Here is an 18,130-nt window from a genome sequence, read left to right on the forward strand (position 1 = left end):
TACGAAAGGGAGAAGAAAAAAATGAAGGACATCTTATTACAAAACTTATTCTCTTCTATTGTTTTTATGATTACTTTAGGATCTGTAGCTGATGCGTTCAAATTGTTTCAATGGGGCGATTTGGGATGTTAATTTTACCAGATTTTTTGTCATGGACCACAATGTTTTTTCTGTCGCTTGCTGTTGCTGCGTTGAGCGCATTGTTACTATTACATCCAAGAGTTCCATTGAATGCAGTTCGTATTCATATGGGTATCATTGCGATTCCTCCATTAATCGCCTTGGCGGCTCTTCTCACCGACAATACGAATAGAATTTTAGGTCCTTTGCGCCTCGATCCTCTGGCTTGGTTGATGGCACTGTTTGTTCTTACGATAGGTTTGATTGTACAGCGTTATTCCGTTCGCTACTTACTTGGTGACCAAGCTTATCGTAAATATTTTGCACTTTTAACGCTTACTACAGGTGCTGCATCAGTTACTTGGTTAAGTGATGATCTTCGTTTGTTATTAGTTTGCTGGGCGGTTACCCTACTAGGGTTGACACGGCTTATAGGGTTAAACAGAAGGTGGAAATTGGCGAGAAACGCTGCAACATTTTCTGGTCGCCTGTTTGCGCTTAGTTGGCTAGTTTTATTATTCGCCATAATCTGGCTGGTGCAAGTCACGGGACACTGGCAGTTATCACTTGCGCTATCTGAAGATGGCTTGAAGCAATTTGCCGGGTGGGAGCGGACAGGAGTCAATCTGTTGCTGGTATTGGCAATGGTGATACCGGCTGCACAATGGCCTTTCCAACGCTGGTTGTTAGAATCTGTGGTTGCTCCTACTCCTGTTTCTGCGGTTATGCATGCGGGTTTAGTGAATGTCGGCGGAATTATGCTGACTCGTTTTGCCCCTCTTTTTCATAGTGATTTAGCTCAGATTGTTTTGCTTGTTCTGGCTAGTATCTCAGTCTTGCTAGGGACTGGAATTATTTTGGTTCAGGTTGATTATAAACGCCAGTTAGTTGCCTCTACGATTGCGCAGATGGGGTTTATGCTTATTCAATGTGCGTTGGGTGCTTATGTAGCTGCTATCATTCATCTCATATTACATGGCCTATTTAAAGCAGCCCTTTTCTTACAGGCTGGCTCTGCAGTACCTCGCCAGGGGATAACGTCTCAGACGTCCCAACGATCATCATTATTATGGAAAATCACAGGGGTTGCTTTAGGCGTTTTAGTAGGTGGAAGCTTTTGGCTGACAAGTCCTGGAGAAGGGTATCAACTCATTAGTTCTCTTATCTTAGGCTGGTCACTTTCGTTTGCTTGGACACGGCTAATTGCTTGTAGTCAAGGAAGTATTGGGCGTGTTGCGGGATTTTCCCTGTTAGGAGTAGCAGTAATGGTGTTTGGCATCATTCACCACGTCTTATCCGGATTGTTGTATACAACGGTTTATCAAAGTGCACAACCGCCTATGCCGGTAGTTGTTTTGGTTCTGTTCATTTTGTTATTGGGCAGTGCTGTAGGGGCGTGGTTAGCTCGCGATCGTTCTTCTACTTCCTTTGCTGTACTCTATCTGTGGCTTGTGCGGCTAGGTGATTCTCATCCAGGTTCGGCCGAAAGTCATCCAAAGTATCTTACGCAATACTTTCCCGAGGAGGTAATGAATGATGAATGCAATGTTAACACTACCCAAAACGTTAGAAGAAAATTTGAATTTTGATTCCAGTGAACTCGATATAAACGATGTAGTGAAGTCTGCCAGCCAAGTCATTGCACCACTTTGGCCTATTGCTACATTTGCGGCACGTAATCCTTGGATGGGACTCGAAGGGCAATCATTTGAACAGGTGGCACGATGGCTGAAAGATATTCGTGACGTGGATATATATCCTAATGTTTCCTTGATTCAAGCTGCGCAGAAGCGGGGCGAGATTGATTTGGATTTTCTTGAAACGGGACTTCAACGTTGGCTCGATTTACAATGTCTTGACTTACCGCGTGACGCGGCAGAACAATTCTGCCGGGCTGCACTTAAGCTGGATGAACTACCATCCAACCTATTAGCAGAGCCCAAGTTGCAGAGATTAGCACAAAAACTAAGAGGTCTGGAGCTCCAAACTACTGAGAAGCATTCGTTAAAACCGTTAAGTATGTGTATAGAGCAGCAAGGCGGAGGGAGGTTAGCTGACACTCTCGATTATCATGTAATTAAGTGGTGTAAGTTATTTTTGAATGATTCTCAAGCAGCCTGGTCCCTGCCAAATCGTGAGAAAGGTTTCTACCGCGTGTGGCGTAAACTTGTTGAGCATGATCCGGCGCTCAATCGTAAGCAGCGTAAGCAACTTAAAAATTGGCCGCAAGAGGCAAATATCGCACTAAAAGAAGCATTGTCAGCACTTGAAATCCCTCAGTCACAGATACAGAGCTATCTTGAAGCACATTTGCTGGCTTTGCCAGGGTGGGCGGGAATGATGCTTTGGCGCTCACAACAATCTGTCCAAGAAAGTTCGCTTGTTATGGAATATTTGGCTGTTCGAATTTCTATGGAATGGGTCTTACTCAAACCTTATCTGCCTATTCCTAAACAAACACCTGAACATGCAGTTTCCTTGGTTCCGCTCATCGCGGCTTGGATACACTGGGGCAACATGGCAATTGATAACTGGTCGCAGCTGTCTTACACGGAACAAAAAGAATATGTAACACTCGCCTATCGCTTTGATGAGATAGTTCGCAGAAAGATTTGGCTGGAAGCTTGGGAACAAACATACGCCAGTCAACTAAGTGAGAAAATTTCGTTGCAGAAACCAGAAACAAAAAAGGCGAAGCCAGCTTTAGCACAATTTGTATTCTGTATTGATGTACGCTCAGAGCCTTTTCGCCGCGCACTGGAAAAAGCCGGCCCATTTGAGACGTATGGAATGGCTGGTTTTTTCGGAGTTCCTATTGCAACATGTGCACTTGGCAGTGAACATACCCATCCTTCTTTGCCGGTCATACTTGAACCGCAGCATAGAATACAAGAGTATTCATCTGAATTTGAATCCAAGCAATATGAACAACGTCAACATGCAGTGAATTCACTTCGTTATACGTTTAAAGCGATGAAGCAAAACTTGCTTACCAGCTTATTATTGCCGGAAGTAAGCGGTCCTTGGTTTAGTCTTCAAATGTTGACGCGCAGTTTTGTTCCAAGCGGTACAGGCCGCATGTTGTCTCGATTCCAGGAAGCATGGTTACGGAAGCCTTCTACAAATCTATCGCTTGATCATGTGCAAATCCCAGAAGCTGAGTTATCGGTTGGTTTTTCAGAGGGAGAGAAAGTACACTATGCACGACAAGCGCTGAAAATGATGGGGCTCACAAATGATTTCGCTCCATTGGTGGTCATTTGTGGACATGGAAGCCGCAGTACTAATAATCCGTATGCTGCCGCATTAGAATGTGGTGCTTGTGGAGGAGCATCGGGTGGATTTAATGCACGGGTTCTAGCAACTTTGTGTAACCTTCCAAATGTAAGGGAGGCACTCAAGAGTGATGGGATCTCAATTCCAGAGGAGACGGTTTTTGTGGCCGCTGAGCATATTACCACTCTGGATGAATTACATTGGTTGTACGTTCCTGAACTTTCAGAAGCGGCCCAAAAAGCATTTCAGCAAATCCAGGACGCGTTGCAACAGGTTAGACATGATGTAAATGTAGAGCGAGTATCACAACTACCTAATTTAGGATCGAGTTTCAAAGATCCGAAGAATGAAATACAACGCTTTGCGGAGGATTGGAGTGAGATCCGTCCAGAATGGGGACTGGCGCGTAATGCTGCGTTTATTATCGGCCATCGTGATCTAACAAAAGAGTGCAATCTAGAGGGAAGAGCCTTTTTGCACAACTACGATTGGCAAGAGGATGAAGACGGTGATATACTTGCCAACATTATCGCAGGCCCGGGCACGGTTAGCCAATGGATTAATCTACAGTATTATGCATCTACTGTTGCACCTCATTATTACGGCAGTGGCAATAAAGCTACCCAAACAGTTACGGCAGGTCTTGGTGTCATGCAGGGGAGTGTCAGCGATTTGTTAGCCGGGCTTCCTTGGCAGTCAGTGATGAAATCTGACCATGAGGTCTATCATGCTCCTTTGCGTTTGTTGTTGGTAATCCAAGCACCACAGAAATATGTGGAGCGATTGCTGGATCGTGATCCTGTATTCCGTCAAAAAGTTAAAAACGGATGGATTCGCCTAGCAACTATAGATCCAAAAGGAGATTGGGAGAACTGGTCTTAAACACCTATGTTATGAAGATGTCTTATTGTGTTACAGTAATTTATTTTATAAATCGCTAGATTATGATTCACTTTCTAATACGCGTGATCAAAGAAACATTATTTTAAATAAATTTCAAATAGTCAATGGGGTGAATGTAATGTATTTAGATGAAAACAAAAAAGTGTTATTTGTGACCGAAATGGATCAAAAATTGGAACAATTATTACAACAGGTAACGAATATCCATCCTAAAAATATGTTAATTCTAAATAATTGTGGACCCGTGATTTCACATCCTTACAGTGATGTAATGCGAGATATCATTATTGCTGTTTATCATGAAAATATTGAGGAAATTTTTATTGTTGGTACAACAGAGAGTCAAGAGGACACAGTGGATAAACAAAATTTACTTAACAAAATATATAAGAGTGAAAGAGTAAATAAGGAAATACAAACTCTTGATTATCTTTTTCAAAATTGTATGCCAGAATTTCCAAATGTCAATGTGAGTGATTGGTTAGAGGGAAGCGAAACTGTAGCTAGGGGCATACAGAAAAGTGTCAACATCATTCGTCATCATCCATTGATTCCATCCCACGTTAAGGTTCATAGCTTAGTTATGAATAGGGAGAAAGGAAGTTTAGTAGAAGTTGATGTTTCATGAAAAACGACTACTGTAAGGACTAAAAGTTCTATTTGAAGAAGAATCACTTTAACATGTCGTGGGCTCTGCTATTTTTGAAACTACAAAAGACGCCAATCTGTTGGCGTTTTTCTTGTGAAAGCAGCCTGAACAGATTCAACAAATTTACCAGATAGAAAAACAAAACCATGAATTGCTCACGAGAACCCTTTGTTATTGCGGCTGTGGAGAAAGTGCCGGACATCAAAGTAATGTGGGATTCTCATGCTATGACATGTGCAGCTTGTATGCAGAGATAATAAAGTTGTTTAATTTACAATAAAGTTATTTAAAAAATAATATAATTGTTTAAAAATCCTTCTTCCACTAACGGAGTAAATTAGCTCAATAAGGAATCAAAATAAGAACTTGTAACTTCTGAAGAAATGGAAAAAAGGAAAGATTTTAAATACAAAGTAGACTCTGTTATACAGAGATAGAGAGATATTATAATTCATTTGTGATAAATTAGGAATAGTTTGATTTGTTTAAAATTGAGTAGAGGCTTATAAAGCGTGTGCGTATTTTTGCCAAGTCCTATATGTCTTATTCTATGGAGGAAATATGCTTAAAGATAATTTTAAAATTAGTAATATTCCCACGGTTTTATGGGGAGATAAGAGTGAAAAAATTTTTATTGCAGTACATGGAAATATGTCAAATAAGGAAGATGCAGTTATTCAAATATTAGCTGAAGAAGCCAATCAAAAAGGTTATCAAGTATTAAGCTTCGATTTACCTGAGCATGGAGAAAGAAAAAATGATAATACTCCTTGCAAAGTACAGTTTTGTGTTAGTGAATTATCTATAATTATGAATTACGTAAAAGAACATTGGAAAGAAGTAAGCGTGTTTGCATGTAGTATGGGAGCTTATTTTAGCCTTTTAGCCTATCAAAATGATGTGTTAGAAAAGGCATTATTTTTATCACCAGTAGTTAATATGGAACGAATTATCGAAAATATGATGAAATGGTTTAATGTAACACCAGAGCTTTTGCAAAAAGAAATGACTATAGAGACACCTATTGGTCAAAAGTTATATTGGGATTATTTATGCTATGTAAAAGAACATCCTATTAATACATGGAATACAGATACATATATTATGTATGGAGCCAAGGATGAACTGTGCGAATTTGAAACTATTAACTATTTTACAAAAAAATATCGTTGTGAATTAGAAGTCATGGAAACAGGTGAACATTACTTTCATACTGAAGAACAGTTAAAGATATTTGAACAGTGGTTACACAAACATATCGATTAACAAATTACAATTTATCTTGAACCTGTTAGAGAAGAATGGTGAATATATAAACTGATATTATATTTGAGAGACATTATAAATGTAAATGTATTCACTTAAACAAACAGGTGCTTTAGTTCAATAAGAATTAAACAACTTTAAAGAACCTTACCACACACTAGATTGTAGCAAGGCTCTTATATTTTCATAATAAAATTAAACAACTATATTATCGATTTACAGCTTGTTTGGAAATTGAACCTCAATCTGTTGTCTTGTCAACGTTAGAAATTCGTCAATATTGCCTAGCGTGTCTCCATTAGGTTGAGAGCGTATAAAATTTCTAAGAGAATACAATTTTAATGTAGCATATACTTCAATTTTACGTAATTTACCTCCATTAAATAAAAAAGATCCGGTTTACTCTCAACGGGGTAAAACTCGGGTCCTTTTTTGGCGAAATTTACTTAGCGTGGTTTTTTCAATAGGTACTTTCCTAAACTTTTGACATAAATGATAATGTAAAATGGTTATTTCCTATGTTCCTCCATCCTCTTATAGTAATCAATTTTTTCTTCAATTTTCATCAAGTTATCCTTCAACTCTTTAATTTCTTTAAGGACTTTATTTTGATGTATTTCTAACAATTCTCGTCTAGCGCTTATTGTAGGTTCACCTTGACTTCGTAAATCAGAAAAAAGTTTCATGTCTGTGACTGACATTCCTGTTACTCTTAAACGGATTAAGAAATTGATCCAAGAAATATCAGCTTCCGAATATTGACGATAACCATTGATATCTCGGCTCACCTCATTAAGTAATCCAATTTTTTCGTAGTAACGCAAGGTGTGCACAGTAAATCCTGTTATTTTTGAAATTTGTTTAATAGTAAATATATTTTCCATAAAATTCATTATAACACAAAGAAAAGGGGTTGCTTTAGAGTGCACTCGAGGGTGTAGCGTTTAATCAAGAGCTACTTTTTAATCAATTGATACTACGCAACATAGACATACTAAATGATTAAAAAATTAAAATTGATAAATTCTTAGGAGGCAAATGCAATGGATAATGAACGTTATCAGCGTGGCTGGCAAAAACTAATGGAAGTAGATGGAGAAGGTGGACAACGTGTTATAGATTCACTAAAAGATATTGCTCCTGATCTCGGTAAATATGTTGTTGAATTCGCTTTTGGTGATATCTATCCTCGAGAAGGATTAGACCTCAAACAACGTCAATTGGTTACAATCGCATCATTAACTACACAGGGTGGCTGTGAACCACAACTTAATGTCCATATTAATGCGGCACTTAATGTTGGTCTCTCAGCAGATGAGATAGTAGAAGCAATTATGCACTGCATCCCTTATACGGGCTTTCCACGAGTCCTTAATGCAATCTTTGTGGCAAAACAAATTTTTGAAGAACGTAAGCTGAACTTAGGATAAGATACTATTAATGAATAAGCTCAGTCGAATCAATTACCTTATTTTGGCTCTGGTGCAAAAAATCTAAAGCTCTTGCAAGTAATCTCTAAGTCTTGGACATACTAATACTATTACTCTAAAAGGGTGTGTGATCGGTATGGAAAAGAAAAATTTATTCAAGTGGAAACACTATCAGCCTGATATTATCTTATTAACGGTAAGATGGTACCTACGGTACAATCTAAGTTTTCGTGATTTGGTGGAAATGATGGAGGAACGAGGCTTGTTTATTGCTCACACCACCATTATGCGTTGGGTGCATCAATATGGACCTGAATTAGACGAAAGAGTACGACGTCATCTTAAGACAACAAATGATTCCTGGAGAGTCGATGAAACATATGTGAAAGTAAAAGGTCAATGGATGTATTTATATTGCGCAGTCGATTCTAAAGGGAATACCATTGATTTTTATCTAAGTGAATCAAGGGATAAACAAGCAGCCAAGCGCTTTTTTAAGAAAGCCTTGGCTGCTTCTCATATTTGTAAACCTCGTGTTATAACAGTAGACAAGAATCCAGCCTATCCTGTAGCGATTCAAGAGTTAAAAGAAGAGAAACGTATGCCTGAAGGCATACAAATAAGGCAAGTGAAATATCTCAATAACATAGTGGAACAAGATCATCGGTTTATTAAAAAGCGAGTTCGTTCGATGTTAGGATTGAAATCCTTTCGCATAGCTACATACATTATTTCTGGAATAGAAGCTATGCATATGGTAAAAAAAGGGCAACTTGTTTTACTGGATAAGTCTGTCCAAAATCAAGTGAATTTCATCCATCAACTATTTGGAATTTATGCTTAAGACTAGATTCCACTAGGAAACTTTTGCTTCTTTATATCTTTCCTAAGTATTTGCACCAGAATCCAAAAATGCCATCCTTTCCTATGATTCTACAGAAAGAATAGCGTATTTTTTCATTTTAGGGGGTATTTTATTTTGTTAGCTTGATGGCGATGTGACGGTACCCCTAAAATAATATCTTTCTTGAATTGTTTTCCTTTAAAATATCTCAGTCTGATTCTCCTAGATTCTGTTTTCTAGAGTGTAGCTTCATGTAGAAAATTTTGCAACAGAACCATATATAGTAACATTTTGGTAACTTCCGCACAAAAAAGTGCATTATTTACAGTGTTAAAAATCAAGGTTAAACTAACTATAGTTAATCTTAAAGAGAAATTTTTTATGGATGGTAAACGAAGGGATGATAATCATGCAATCATTACAAGGAAAAACAGCGTTAATTACTGGTGCTGGAAGAGGCATAGGTCGTGCAACAGCAATTGCACTTGCGAAAGAAGGAGTAAAAATTGGTTTAGTTGGTCGTACACTAGCAAACTTAGAAAAGGTTGCAGACGAGCTAAAAGAATATAATGTAGAAGTAAGCATTGCAGCTGCAGATGTAAAAGATTTAGAAGCTGTATACAAAGCCGTTGATGTTATTAAATCTGAATTAGGTGCGTTAGATATTTTAATTAACAGTGCTGGTATTAGTCAATTTGGTGGTTTCTTGGATCTTAGTCCTGAAACTTGGGAAAATATCATGCAAGTAAACGTAATGGGTGTATACAACGTAATAAGAGCAGTATTACCAGATATGGTTAATCAGCAATATGGTGATATTATTAATATCTCATCTACTGCAGGACAAAAAGGGGCAGCTGTTACAAGTGCATATAGTGCTTCTAAATTTGCAGTACTTGGTTTAACAGAGTCTTTAATGTACGAAGTAAGAAAACATAATATACGTGTAAATGCATTGACACCAAGTACAGTTGCAACGGATATGGCGATAGACTTAAACTTAACAGATGGTAACCCAGAGAAAGTGATGCAAGCAGATGATTTGGCGGAATATATGGTAGCTCAATTAAAACTACATCCACGTATTTTTGTAAAGAATGCTAGTCTTTTATCTACTAATCCATAAAAAGGAGAGTAATGAATATGGCACATACTACTACATCTATTAAAATCCCAGCTTCACCTGACAAGGTATGGAAATTGATTGGAGGCTTTAACTCGCTTCCGGACTGGGTGCCTTATTTACCTAGCAGTGAATTAAGCGAAGGTGGAAACATACGTTATCTGGCTAACTCTGATGGTGATGCGATTGTAGAGCGCCTGGAAGCATTTAATGACAAGGAGCGCTACTACACTTACTCAATTATGGAAGGACCATTTCCGGTTACTGGTTATCAAGCCACGATTCACGTTAAAGAAGGTACTGACGGTGAATCATCGTTGGTAGAGTGGTCTGGCAGTTTCACTCCTGTAGGGGTTAGTGACCAAGAGACTATAGATCTGTTCCATGGCATCTATAAAGATGGCTTAGAGGCATTGCAACAAGCATTTCTAGATTGAAGATTTATTAAGGTATAAACGATAAAAAGGACAACACGAAAGGCCCTTGGACACCAAGGGCTTTTCGTGTTGTCTGCTTCTTATAATAAGTTAATGAGTTCTGGTGCAAAAATGAACTTTACCTTTGGTAGCAAAAATTCCCCTGGCATTAGCCAGCTTACCCCTTTAGGTGTGGAAGTATCAGTTTATTAATCTGTCGATTCTAAAAAAACTAATTCTTCTTTAATTTCTATCATTCGTTTTTTTCCCCAATCATACATCATTTCAACTATAGGTAGCAAAGTCATTCCGAGTTTAGTCATAGAGTACTCAACTTTTGGAGGAGACTCTGGGAAAACTTCTCGGCAAATAATCTTATCTTCTGTAAGTTCACGTAACTGATTGGTTAATATTTTGTGAGATATTTTAGGGAAAAGTCTTTGAAGGTCACTAAAACGGTGTGGTCCTTCTACACCAAGGTGCCACAAAATAACCACTTTCCACTTCCCGCTAAGTACAGACAAAGTCAGTTCTTTTTCACAATTAAAATCACCATTTAATATCTTCTGTTTAATTTCTTCTCGTAATGTATCTGACATATCTTCTTAACTCCTTGTCTTCTTGCAATAGTAACTTTTTGGTAACCTTCGTACAAAAAAGTGCAGTCTTCACAGTGTGAATAATCGAGGTTAAACTATATTCAGGCTTAAAATTATTTTTATTTAGAGGAGATAAACACACAATGAATAAAAACGCATTATTTATTATACCATCAGATCGCTTTAATGAAGATGAATTATTTCATCCCAAAGAAGTATTAGAAAATGCAGGAGTTAAAGTGACGATTGCAAGCACCAAAATTGGTGAAATTACAGGAGACAATCAAGGGAAGACAAAAGCAGAAGTTATTTTCTCTGAAGTTCCAGTAAATGATTATGATATTATAGCTGTTATTGGTGGTTCTGGCACTATAGATTATCTATGGGAAAATCAAACTTTGATAAGTTATTTGAAGCAAGCTTATGAGCAGAAAGTTCTTTTAACAGGAATTTGTGCCGGATCTGTTGTAATAGCTCAAACTGGTTTGCTTTCCGGACGACAAGCAACATGTTATCCAGTAGATGTGATGATTAATGCATTGAAAGATAATAATGTAGAATATATTGCAAAACATGTTATTGTCCATAATGACATTATAACCAGTGATGGTCCGGATGGTGCGAAAGAATTTGGAGAAAGCTTAATTAAAGCACTAATCTAATTTTCATACTTGATTTTGAGCAATCTGCACAGATATACAGACTTAGAAACTTACAGTCTAAGGATTATTTAGATGAAGGATTATGTTTTTTCTTTTGCAAGGTATTAATTAATCGTTATACATTTAAATGAAAATATGTTAATATAAGGCAGTTAAGTGAATCAATGAGGTATATGGAAACGATTCCTTACTTTTGGAGCCACTAAAGAAAAATGTACCTTATAATCTCTTTATAGTTTTTTGTATTCGGTATGGTAAAATGTCTCGAAAACTATAAGAATTGATGAGTGGCTCAAAAAAGAAGTAATCGGTGCCGTACCTCAACAAAAGAGACTGCGAAATAATACGCGATTAATATTAATAATATTATGAGTATTCATGTTTTAAAGAGGGATGAACGATTTCTATATTGCACACATATGTGCTTGAGAGGAAATAAGAATTATTTATATTAGGATATGAAAATAATAGGATTAATATCTCCAAATGTATCATAAATATATATGATTATGGAAAAGACATGAAATAATTTATCGTTAATCAATCTGACTACGCTAGTTTAAAATATAAAAACGTTTGTAAAGTTATTTATATTTTAAACTAGCAAATATGTCTTGTTGTGAAAAAATTAGTGGGGTGTACTTGTAAGACCCTTGTATTGTTTATAAGTTGAGTGTTTGGAATAAAAATTATGTTTCAGGAAATCCAATATTATTTAATATCAACTTTTTATATCTAGGTGAAAAGATTAGCTAAGTAAAATGATGGAATTGGCAAATATATTAGGGTATATCCAAAACATTGGGAGGCTTGCTATATGCAAATAGCACTAATTGCTCACGATAATCAAAAGAACGAAATGATTCAACTTGTGAAAAAATATAAATCAATCTTAGAGGGACATTACTTGTTGGCAACTGGAACAACAGGGAAGAAAATAAATGAAGCTACTGATTTAACAGTCAAATGCCTTCAGTCTGGTCCATATGGTGGCGATCAAGAAATCGGTGCATTAATAACAAAAAAATTAATTGATTTTGTTATTTTTTTAAGAGATCCATTAACTGCACATCCACATGAACCGGATGTATCAGCCCTGATGAGATTATGTGATGTATATAAAGTACCGCTTGCTACTAATATTGAAACAGCAAAAGTACTCATTCATGCTTTAGATCAACTAGCTATTTCGGTTGCTGGATAAACTCAATTAACACGTTAAAGATGGTTGAATTTGTAGAGTTAGTGCTAACAAACTATATAAATCAAAATAGTGCCTTGAATATGTTATAAAAGAACGAATGTCCTTGCTTTACTCAAAATTCATGGTAAGGATTACTTTATCTTTGTTCATATCTAAGGTGATATTTTGTAAAAGGAATTTTTTAGAGAGAAGGTAACAGTATGTGTGGCTTTGTAGGTTGCTTATATGATAGACCTAGGGAATTTTCAACTGAGGATATTGTACAGTTTGAGATGATGAATTCAATTATTCTTCACCGTGGTCCAGATGATGAAGGCTATTTCCGTGATGAACATGTACAATTTGGTTTCCGTCGCTTGAGTATTATTGACTTAAAGGCTGGTCATCAGCCATTGACATATGAAAATGAGCGATATGTAATTATTTTTAATGGCGAAATTTATAACTATGTAGAACTTCGAAATATGCTTGTTGAAAAAGGTGCTACATTTTCAACACAATCAGATACAGAAGTACTAATCGCTTTATATGCAAAAATGAAGGAAAAGTGTGTAGATTACTTGCGTGGCATGTTTGCATTTGTAATTTGGGATCGTGAAGAAAAGCGCTTATTCGGTGCACGTGATCATTTTGGTATTAAACCATTGTTTATTGCACAAGAAGAAGAGATGATTTATTTTGCATCTGAAAAGAAAAGCATTCTCTATGCATTGAGAGATAAAGGTATAAATATTTCATCTCTACATCATTATTTTACTTATCAATATGCACCAGAACCACAATCCTTAAATAAAGCGATTAATAAGCTAGAACCAGGACACTATTTTGTTAAAGAACCTGAGAAAGAAATTTCCTTCTATCGCTACTGGAAGCCATATTTTAATGCTTCTAATGTAGTAAAAGAGGATCATATTAAAAATATTCGTGATGTATTATATGATTCTGTAAAATTGCATATGCGAAGCGATGTTCCTGTTGGATCCTTTTTATCTGGGGGGATCGATTCCTCAATCGTTGTATCTATTGCAAAAGAGTTTAATCCTAATTTATTGACATTCTCTGTAGGTTTTGAACATGAAGGTTTTAGTGAAATTGATATAGCAAAGGAAACAGCAGACAAACTCAATGTGAGAAATTATAGCGTTCTTGTAACACCAGAAGAATTTATGAATGAATTTCCCAAAATTATGTGGCATATGGACGATCCATTGGCGGATCCAGCCGCTGTTCCGTTATATTTTGTAGCAAAAGAAGCACGTAAGCATGTCAAAGTGGTTTTATCTGGTGAAGGGGCTGATGAATTATTCGGTGGTTATAATATTTATCGTGAACCGAATTCATTAAAGTTATTTCAGTACATTCCATCATCAGGAAAACGCGCTCTAAAAGCGTTGAGTGGTGCATTACAAACAGATTTCAAAGGAAAAAGCTTTATTGAACGTGGCTGTATGCCCATCGAAGAGCGTTACTATGGAAATGCAAAAATTTTCAGAGAAAGTGAAAAAGTAGAGCTCATGCAAAACTACAGTAATGCTGTAAACTACATGGACATTACCAAACCTTTGTACAATGAAATACGTTCCTATAATGATGTAAGTAAGATGCAATATATTGATATGTTTACCTGGTTGCGTGGTGATATACTTGTAAAGGCAGATAGAATGACATTGGCGCACTCCTTAGAACTTCGCGTTCCATTTTTAGATAAGGAAGTGTTCGATGTTGCATCAAAGATCCCAGATGATTTAAAAATTGTAAATGGAACAACAAAATTTCTTCTACGAAAAGCAGTAAAAGGCATTGTTCCGAATCATGTGCTAAAACGTAAAAAACTAGGTTTTCCTGTACCAATTCGTCATTGGCTAAAGAATGAAATGTATGATTGGGCTGTAACTATTATCACAGAAAGTCAGACAGATCATTTAATTAATAAGCAATACGTTTTGAAATTGCTCGAAGCACACTGTATTGGAAAAGGAGATTACAGCCGTAAAATTTGGACAGTTTTATCATTTATGGTATGGCATCAAATCTATATAGAACATAAATTTAATACAAGTATATTTCACGAAACTTTAAAGTAGTATATATACATATATAATTTTAATGGTACCACCCCACATCCATCAACTATTTGGAATTGCTGCTTAAGACTAGATTCCACTAGGAAACTTTTTGTCTCTTTATATCTTTCTTAAGTATTTGCACCAGAACCATCTAAATTGTTTTTCGGTTTAACAAAAAGACGTTTTATCTGAACTATGTGGGATATAAAGATTACTAGAGTTAAAATAAATGATTATGAAAAGGTCGTTTTATCTGAACTATGCAGGATATAAATATAGCTGGGGTCTGTGTAGCAATAGAACCAAATCACGCAATAAGCATTTTAAACATACTACAATTAGAAGAGGATACCATGTCCAATATAGGGCGTATATCCTCTTTTTTCTTACATGATATACTCCATAATCAGACATCAAAAAGATAGTCCATCATGTATATAATGATAAGAGCATGTATGTTTGTTTATGAGTTAGGGGACATAGCCCACAGCGGGAGGCGTAGCGAGGTCGGCAGACCGAGCGCAAAAAGGTTTTAGGGGGTGAAGAGTTATGCGTGTACAAGAGGTGATCCTAGAGAATGGCGTTATCTCTATCGTGCAATTGATAAAGATGGGCATACATTGGATATTCAACTTCGTAAAAAACGGGATCATCAGGCTGCCTATGCCTTCATGAAAAGATTAGTAAAACATTTTGGAGAACAAACGGTTCTCACTACAGATAAAGCGCCGGCATTACTTTGTGCATGTAACAAAGTAAGAAAACAAAGATTTTATCAAACTACAATCCATTGTATAATCAAACATTTAAACAATCTTATTGAATAGAATCATAGGTATGTAAAGAGACGTTTTGTCAAATCAGCAGGATTTCAAAATCTTCGTCATGCTTCACGTACAATTAAAGGTATTGAAACCAATCATGCCCTATATAAACAAAGGCGAAGTCTTCAAAGAGACTCCGCCTTTTCAACAGAACCTATATTTCTATATTGTAGGGATGTTAATCTGGTAAAATATCTTATGATATGAATTAAAATTTCCGGAGGATACAGGTGAAGAACATAAAATTGGATAAGGATTGGATTTTGTTACTTGAGGAATTACAGAAGGCTGGTATTTCGAAAGAAGAATTTAAAGCGTTTTTGGAGTTAAAAAAAACTGAAAAAGAAAACAAATAATAAGTATTTTCTACATCCGTTTAAGTATTTTTGTAAAATTGCTTAAAACAGGAAAAATAGGTTTTTTTTTCTATTTTCTATTGTGCATAAGTTTAGGTTCTTTATATAATATCAACAAGTGGTTATGTAAAGATAAACAGGAGGTATATGATCGATAAAGGCAAACTTATCGAAAGATAAGGACGCAAAGCTCCAGATCTAAGGTGATAAACATGATATTTTCATTATGATGGCTGGGCTACCGGTGCAAACGGGGGATTAGATGGAAAATCAGGTTGAAAAAAAAGTTAAAGATCAAGAGCAGGAAACAGATTTTATTGACCTAGAATGGCAAGAATTAATTCTCGATGCCAAGAGAATGGGCTTGACTGTTAATGAAGTACGTAATTTTTTTTTCAGCGAACAGAACAAGATATGCGGTAATTAACACTTAAAGAGGTTATGTTCGTAAAAGTGGCTTGATTATCTTATTAGGATAGACAAAAAGCTCTGCCATTTAGTGAAGTGAACCCTGAAAATGGGACACGCATCAAAACCCCTAAACTACCTGTTCCTTATATTCCTTAGGGGATAGGTAGTTTGATTTTTCCTGAATTCGCACACAATTGTAGTAATGGATGTATTCTAATACAGTTTTTCGCACAGTTGTGTTGAATACTTTGGTTAGATTTTGTGAGTAGAAAGTTTCGCTTTTCAAATGTCCGAAGAAGCTTTCCATCACGGCATTATCATGGCAGTTTCTTTTCCGAGACATGCTTGTGATAATGCTTTTTTCTTTGCACCAGAGCCCCTTTTATTTGTAAGAACAACTAGCAAAGTGATATGTATGCGCGTTCTATTATTTAGAAAGGCCAATTGATTTATAGGTGTACATCATTTTTTATTTACAGAAAAAAGACACTCATTCCTTTAAACAAGATGAGTTCTTTCCTACTTATTCAATATGGAAGACGAATCCTGGTAAATACATCAAAGCTGATTTACAAGATAATGGAGTCACTTATAAATATTTAGTTGAATATTGGAAGATAATAGATCCTAGCCAAGCTATTCTTATGATGAATAAAGATAATATTTTACTAATTTCAGCAAAACATGACCAATACGTTCGTATTGAAGATACAAGTCATTTATGGGGATCGTGGGGAAGACCTAGACGGTATGTATATAATTGTGGTCATTCAGGAATTGTACTTAATCGTAAGAAAATTGCCCAAGATGCTATCGATTTTATTCGAACTCGAATAATGGGGTGAAAGTATGATAGTACTTGTATTTTGATTATGAATGATTGCAGCGATTCTATTTTTCACTAATCCTAAAATGTTATAACTACGTGGGGAAGTCTAATTGCTTTGTTCGGAGGTTTTGGAGGATTAGGGGTTTTCAAAGCTAATTATTCAATTATATATGTAGAATAGGATGAGGGTTCGTTTGCATGTCCTGGTTGTTTTTAGGTACAATGAGAAAAAGAAATGATATAGACAGGGAGAGGAAGCCCATGTCCACTAAATTAGTAAATTTACGAATTGATTTTGCTTTTAAACAGTTATTTGGAACAAAGGGGAATGAAGAAATCTTAATTGGTTTTTTAAATGCAGTTTTAGTTGAATCGTTAGAGGTACCAATCGTGTCACTACAATTAGAAGATTCGCATCTTCACAAATCATATGAAGATGATAAATTATCAATTTTAGATTTATTAGCGACACTTGACAATGGAACACAAGTAAATATTGAAATCCAGCTTAGGAATACACATGATATGGTTAAACGTTCTTTATATTACTGGAGTAAACTCTATACGTCCCAAATGCAAGAAGGGATGCCGTATCGTTCTCTTCGAAAAACCATTACCATTAACTTATTAGATTTTACTTTATTTTCTCATGATGATGCATTTCATACTATCGGACAATTGTGGAATACAAAGTCGCGACAAGTATTAAGTGACGATATTGAAATCCATTTTGTAGAGATACCGAAATTGATTAAACAGTGGCGTGAAGAAAAGGTAAACCCGTGGGAAAATGTATTTGTTCGATGAATGTTATTGTTACCAGCCCATGAAGATGAACATTTAACTCAAACATTGGAGGAGATTGCGATGAATCAAGATCCAATTTTACAAAAGGCAATCAATAAATGGGAAAATATGAGCCATGATTCTTCTTTTCGAACAGCTTATGAGGCACGTGAAAAAGTACTTCTAGATGAACAAGCTAAAATAGCTCATGCTCATGAAGAAGGTAAATTAGCTGAGCGTGCACAATTAATTCGTGGTATGCATAAAAATGGAATGCCTTTAGAAGATATTGCAAAATTCACTGGTCTAAGTACAGAGGAAGTACGAAAATTACTATTATAGTGTACGTAATTATGGAAGCTTTGC

Annotated in this window: 16 protein-coding genes, 4 pseudogenes and 1 riboswitch; of the genes and pseudogenes, 17 read left to right on the forward strand and 3 right to left on the reverse strand. The window is 36.1% G+C overall.

The features are described 5' to 3' along the window. Positions 1 to 125: 125 nt before the first annotated feature. The 5 genes from AB1284_RS02825 (at position 126) to AB1284_RS02845 (ending at position 6,214) form a co-directional block, all read left to right on the forward strand. A complete protein-coding gene (locus AB1284_RS02825; protein WP_429751832.1) occupies positions 126 to 1,709 on the forward strand; it encodes an NADH dehydrogenase subunit 5 in 1,584 nt (527 codons plus the stop codon). Next, positions 1,657 to 4,278, forward strand: a complete 2,622-nt coding sequence (locus tag AB1284_RS02830; RefSeq protein WP_429754365.1) for a DUF2309 domain-containing protein — start codon at positions 1,657 to 1,659, stop codon at positions 4,276 to 4,278. Before AB1284_RS02825 ends, AB1284_RS02830 begins: the two co-directional genes overlap by 53 nt. A gap of 139 nt (positions 4,279 to 4,417) precedes the next feature. Then, entirely contained in the window at positions 4,418 to 4,927 is a 510-nt protein-coding gene (locus AB1284_RS02835; RefSeq protein ID WP_429751830.1) for a carbonic anhydrase, read from the forward strand. A gap of 133 nt (positions 4,928 to 5,060) precedes the next feature. Next, complete coding sequence (locus AB1284_RS02840; protein WP_429754364.1) at positions 5,061 to 5,228, forward strand: PCYCGC motif-containing (lipo)protein; 168 nt, start codon at positions 5,061 to 5,063, stop codon at positions 5,226 to 5,228. A gap of 281 nt (positions 5,229 to 5,509) precedes the next feature. Further along, the gene (locus tag AB1284_RS02845) at positions 5,510 to 6,214 is read left to right on the forward strand and encodes an alpha/beta hydrolase (RefSeq protein WP_429751828.1); all 705 of its coding nucleotides are present in this window, start codon (positions 5,510 to 5,512) and stop codon (positions 6,212 to 6,214) included. Between the two features lie 509 nt (positions 6,215 to 6,723). Here the strand turns inward: AB1284_RS02845 and AB1284_RS02850 are convergent. After that, positions 6,724 to 7,098 (reverse strand): MerR family transcriptional regulator, encoded by a 375-nt coding sequence (locus AB1284_RS02850; RefSeq protein ID WP_429751826.1) that lies wholly within the window; start codon positions 7,096 to 7,098, stop codon positions 6,724 to 6,726. Between the two features lie 159 nt (positions 7,099 to 7,257). On the opposite strand from AB1284_RS02850, the gene AB1284_RS02855 reads away from it, so the two are divergent. The 4 genes from AB1284_RS02855 to AB1284_RS02870 all read left to right on the forward strand — a co-directional run bounded on the left by AB1284_RS02855 (position 7,258) and on the right by AB1284_RS02870 (position 10,048). Continuing rightward, entirely contained in the window at positions 7,258 to 7,644 is a 387-nt protein-coding gene (locus AB1284_RS02855; RefSeq protein ID WP_429751824.1) for a carboxymuconolactone decarboxylase family protein, read from the forward strand. Between the two features lie 136 nt (positions 7,645 to 7,780). Then, a complete protein-coding gene (locus tag AB1284_RS02860) occupies positions 7,781 to 8,488 on the forward strand; it encodes an IS6 family transposase (RefSeq protein ID WP_429751822.1) in 708 nt (235 codons plus the stop codon). Positions 8,489 to 8,897: 409 nt separating this feature from the next. Beyond that, complete coding sequence (locus AB1284_RS02865; protein ID WP_429751820.1) at positions 8,898 to 9,614, forward strand: 3-ketoacyl-ACP reductase; 717 nt, start codon at positions 8,898 to 8,900, stop codon at positions 9,612 to 9,614. A gap of 17 nt (positions 9,615 to 9,631) precedes the next feature. Beyond that, entirely contained in the window at positions 9,632 to 10,048 is a 417-nt protein-coding gene (locus AB1284_RS02870) for an SRPBCC family protein (protein ID WP_429751818.1), read from the forward strand. A 188-nt stretch (positions 10,049 to 10,236) separates the two neighbouring features. Here the strand turns inward: AB1284_RS02870 and AB1284_RS02875 are convergent, their stop codons facing one another. Beyond that, positions 10,237 to 10,626 carry a winged helix-turn-helix transcriptional regulator gene (locus AB1284_RS02875; protein ID WP_429751816.1) on the reverse strand — a complete coding sequence of 130 codons (390 nt, stop codon included), beginning with the start codon at positions 10,624 to 10,626 and terminating at the stop codon, positions 10,237 to 10,239. 143 nt (positions 10,627 to 10,769) lie between these two features. On the opposite strand from AB1284_RS02875, the gene AB1284_RS02880 reads away from it, so the two are divergent. From AB1284_RS02880 to AB1284_RS02905, 6 genes and pseudogenes are all read left to right on the forward strand, one after another. Beyond that, positions 10,770 to 11,288 carry a DJ-1/PfpI family protein gene (locus AB1284_RS02880; protein WP_429751814.1) on the forward strand — a complete coding sequence of 173 codons (519 nt, stop codon included), beginning with the start codon at positions 10,770 to 10,772 and terminating at the stop codon, positions 11,286 to 11,288. An 817-nt stretch (positions 11,289 to 12,105) separates the two neighbouring features. Next, positions 12,106 to 12,492, forward strand: a complete 387-nt coding sequence (gene mgsA / locus AB1284_RS02885; protein WP_429751812.1) for a methylglyoxal synthase — start codon at positions 12,106 to 12,108, stop codon at positions 12,490 to 12,492. A gap of 200 nt (positions 12,493 to 12,692) precedes the next feature. Continuing rightward, positions 12,693 to 14,576, forward strand: a complete 1,884-nt coding sequence (gene asnB / locus AB1284_RS02890; RefSeq protein WP_429751810.1) for an asparagine synthase (glutamine-hydrolyzing) — start codon at positions 12,693 to 12,695, stop codon at positions 14,574 to 14,576. A 557-nt stretch (positions 14,577 to 15,133) separates the two neighbouring features. Continuing rightward, positions 15,134 to 15,589, forward strand: a pseudogene (locus AB1284_RS02895) (DDE-type integrase/transposase/recombinase); the annotation flags it as partial. Between the two features lie 23 nt (positions 15,590 to 15,612). Then, entirely contained in the window at positions 15,613 to 15,738 is a 126-nt protein-coding gene (locus AB1284_RS02900; protein WP_377882929.1) for a hypothetical protein, read from the forward strand. A gap of 149 nt (positions 15,739 to 15,887) precedes the next feature. Then, positions 15,888 to 15,984, forward strand: a riboswitch (cyclic di-GMP riboswitch). 16 nt (positions 15,985 to 16,000) lie between these two features. Then, the gene (locus AB1284_RS02905; protein WP_429751808.1) at positions 16,001 to 16,165 is read left to right on the forward strand and encodes an anti-repressor SinI family protein; all 165 of its coding nucleotides are present in this window, start codon (positions 16,001 to 16,003) and stop codon (positions 16,163 to 16,165) included. Positions 16,166 to 16,276: 111 nt separating this feature from the next. Here AB1284_RS02905 and AB1284_RS02910 read toward each other — a convergent pair. Then, positions 16,277 to 16,516, reverse strand: a pseudogene (locus tag AB1284_RS02910) (IS3 family transposase); the annotation flags it as partial. A gap of 154 nt (positions 16,517 to 16,670) precedes the next feature. Here AB1284_RS02910 and AB1284_RS02915 point away from each other — a divergent pair. Both AB1284_RS02915 and AB1284_RS02920 read left to right on the forward strand, forming a co-directional pair. Continuing rightward, positions 16,671 to 16,994, forward strand: a pseudogene (locus tag AB1284_RS02915) (alpha/beta hydrolase); the annotation flags it as partial. Between the two features lie 245 nt (positions 16,995 to 17,239). Then, positions 17,240 to 18,106: pseudogene (locus tag AB1284_RS02920) on the forward strand (Rpn family recombination-promoting nuclease/putative transposase). Positions 18,107 to 18,130 lie beyond the last annotated feature (24 nt).

This window comes from Bacillus sp. S2(2024) (assembly GCF_050474045.1).
Taxonomy (GTDB): domain Bacteria; phylum Bacillota; class Bacilli; order Bacillales; family Bacillaceae_G; genus Bacillus_A; species Bacillus_A yunxiaonensis.

Coding starts and splice junctions, on each gene's coding strand:
- AB1284_RS02905 (WP_429751808.1), top strand. CDS start 16,001: ATGGAAAATCAGGTTGAAAAAAAAGTTAAAGATCAAGAGCAGGAAACA.
- asnB (WP_429751810.1), top strand. CDS start 12,693: ATGTGTGGCTTTGTAGGTTGCTTATATGATAGACCTAGGGAATTTTCA.
- AB1284_RS02830 (WP_429754365.1), top strand. CDS start 1,657: ATGAATGCAATGTTAACACTACCCAAAACGTTAGAAGAAAATTTGAAT.
- AB1284_RS02835 (WP_429751830.1), top strand. CDS start 4,418: ATGTATTTAGATGAAAACAAAAAAGTGTTATTTGTGACCGAAATGGAT.
- AB1284_RS02845 (WP_429751828.1), top strand. CDS start 5,510: ATGCTTAAAGATAATTTTAAAATTAGTAATATTCCCACGGTTTTATGG.
- AB1284_RS02865 (WP_429751820.1), top strand. CDS start 8,898: ATGCAATCATTACAAGGAAAAACAGCGTTAATTACTGGTGCTGGAAGA.
- AB1284_RS02825 (WP_429751832.1), top strand. CDS start 126: ATGTTAATTTTACCAGATTTTTTGTCATGGACCACAATGTTTTTTCTG.
- AB1284_RS02860 (WP_429751822.1), top strand. CDS start 7,781: ATGGAAAAGAAAAATTTATTCAAGTGGAAACACTATCAGCCTGATATT.
- AB1284_RS02880 (WP_429751814.1), top strand. CDS start 10,770: ATGAATAAAAACGCATTATTTATTATACCATCAGATCGCTTTAATGAA.
- AB1284_RS02855 (WP_429751824.1), top strand. CDS start 7,258: ATGGATAATGAACGTTATCAGCGTGGCTGGCAAAAACTAATGGAAGTA.
- AB1284_RS02875 (WP_429751816.1), bottom strand. CDS start 10,626: ATGTCAGATACATTACGAGAAGAAATTAAACAGAAGATATTAAATGGT.
- AB1284_RS02870 (WP_429751818.1), top strand. CDS start 9,632: ATGGCACATACTACTACATCTATTAAAATCCCAGCTTCACCTGACAAG.
- mgsA (WP_429751812.1), top strand. CDS start 12,106: ATGCAAATAGCACTAATTGCTCACGATAATCAAAAGAACGAAATGATT.
- AB1284_RS02850 (WP_429751826.1), bottom strand. CDS start 7,098: ATGGAAAATATATTTACTATTAAACAAATTTCAAAAATAACAGGATTT.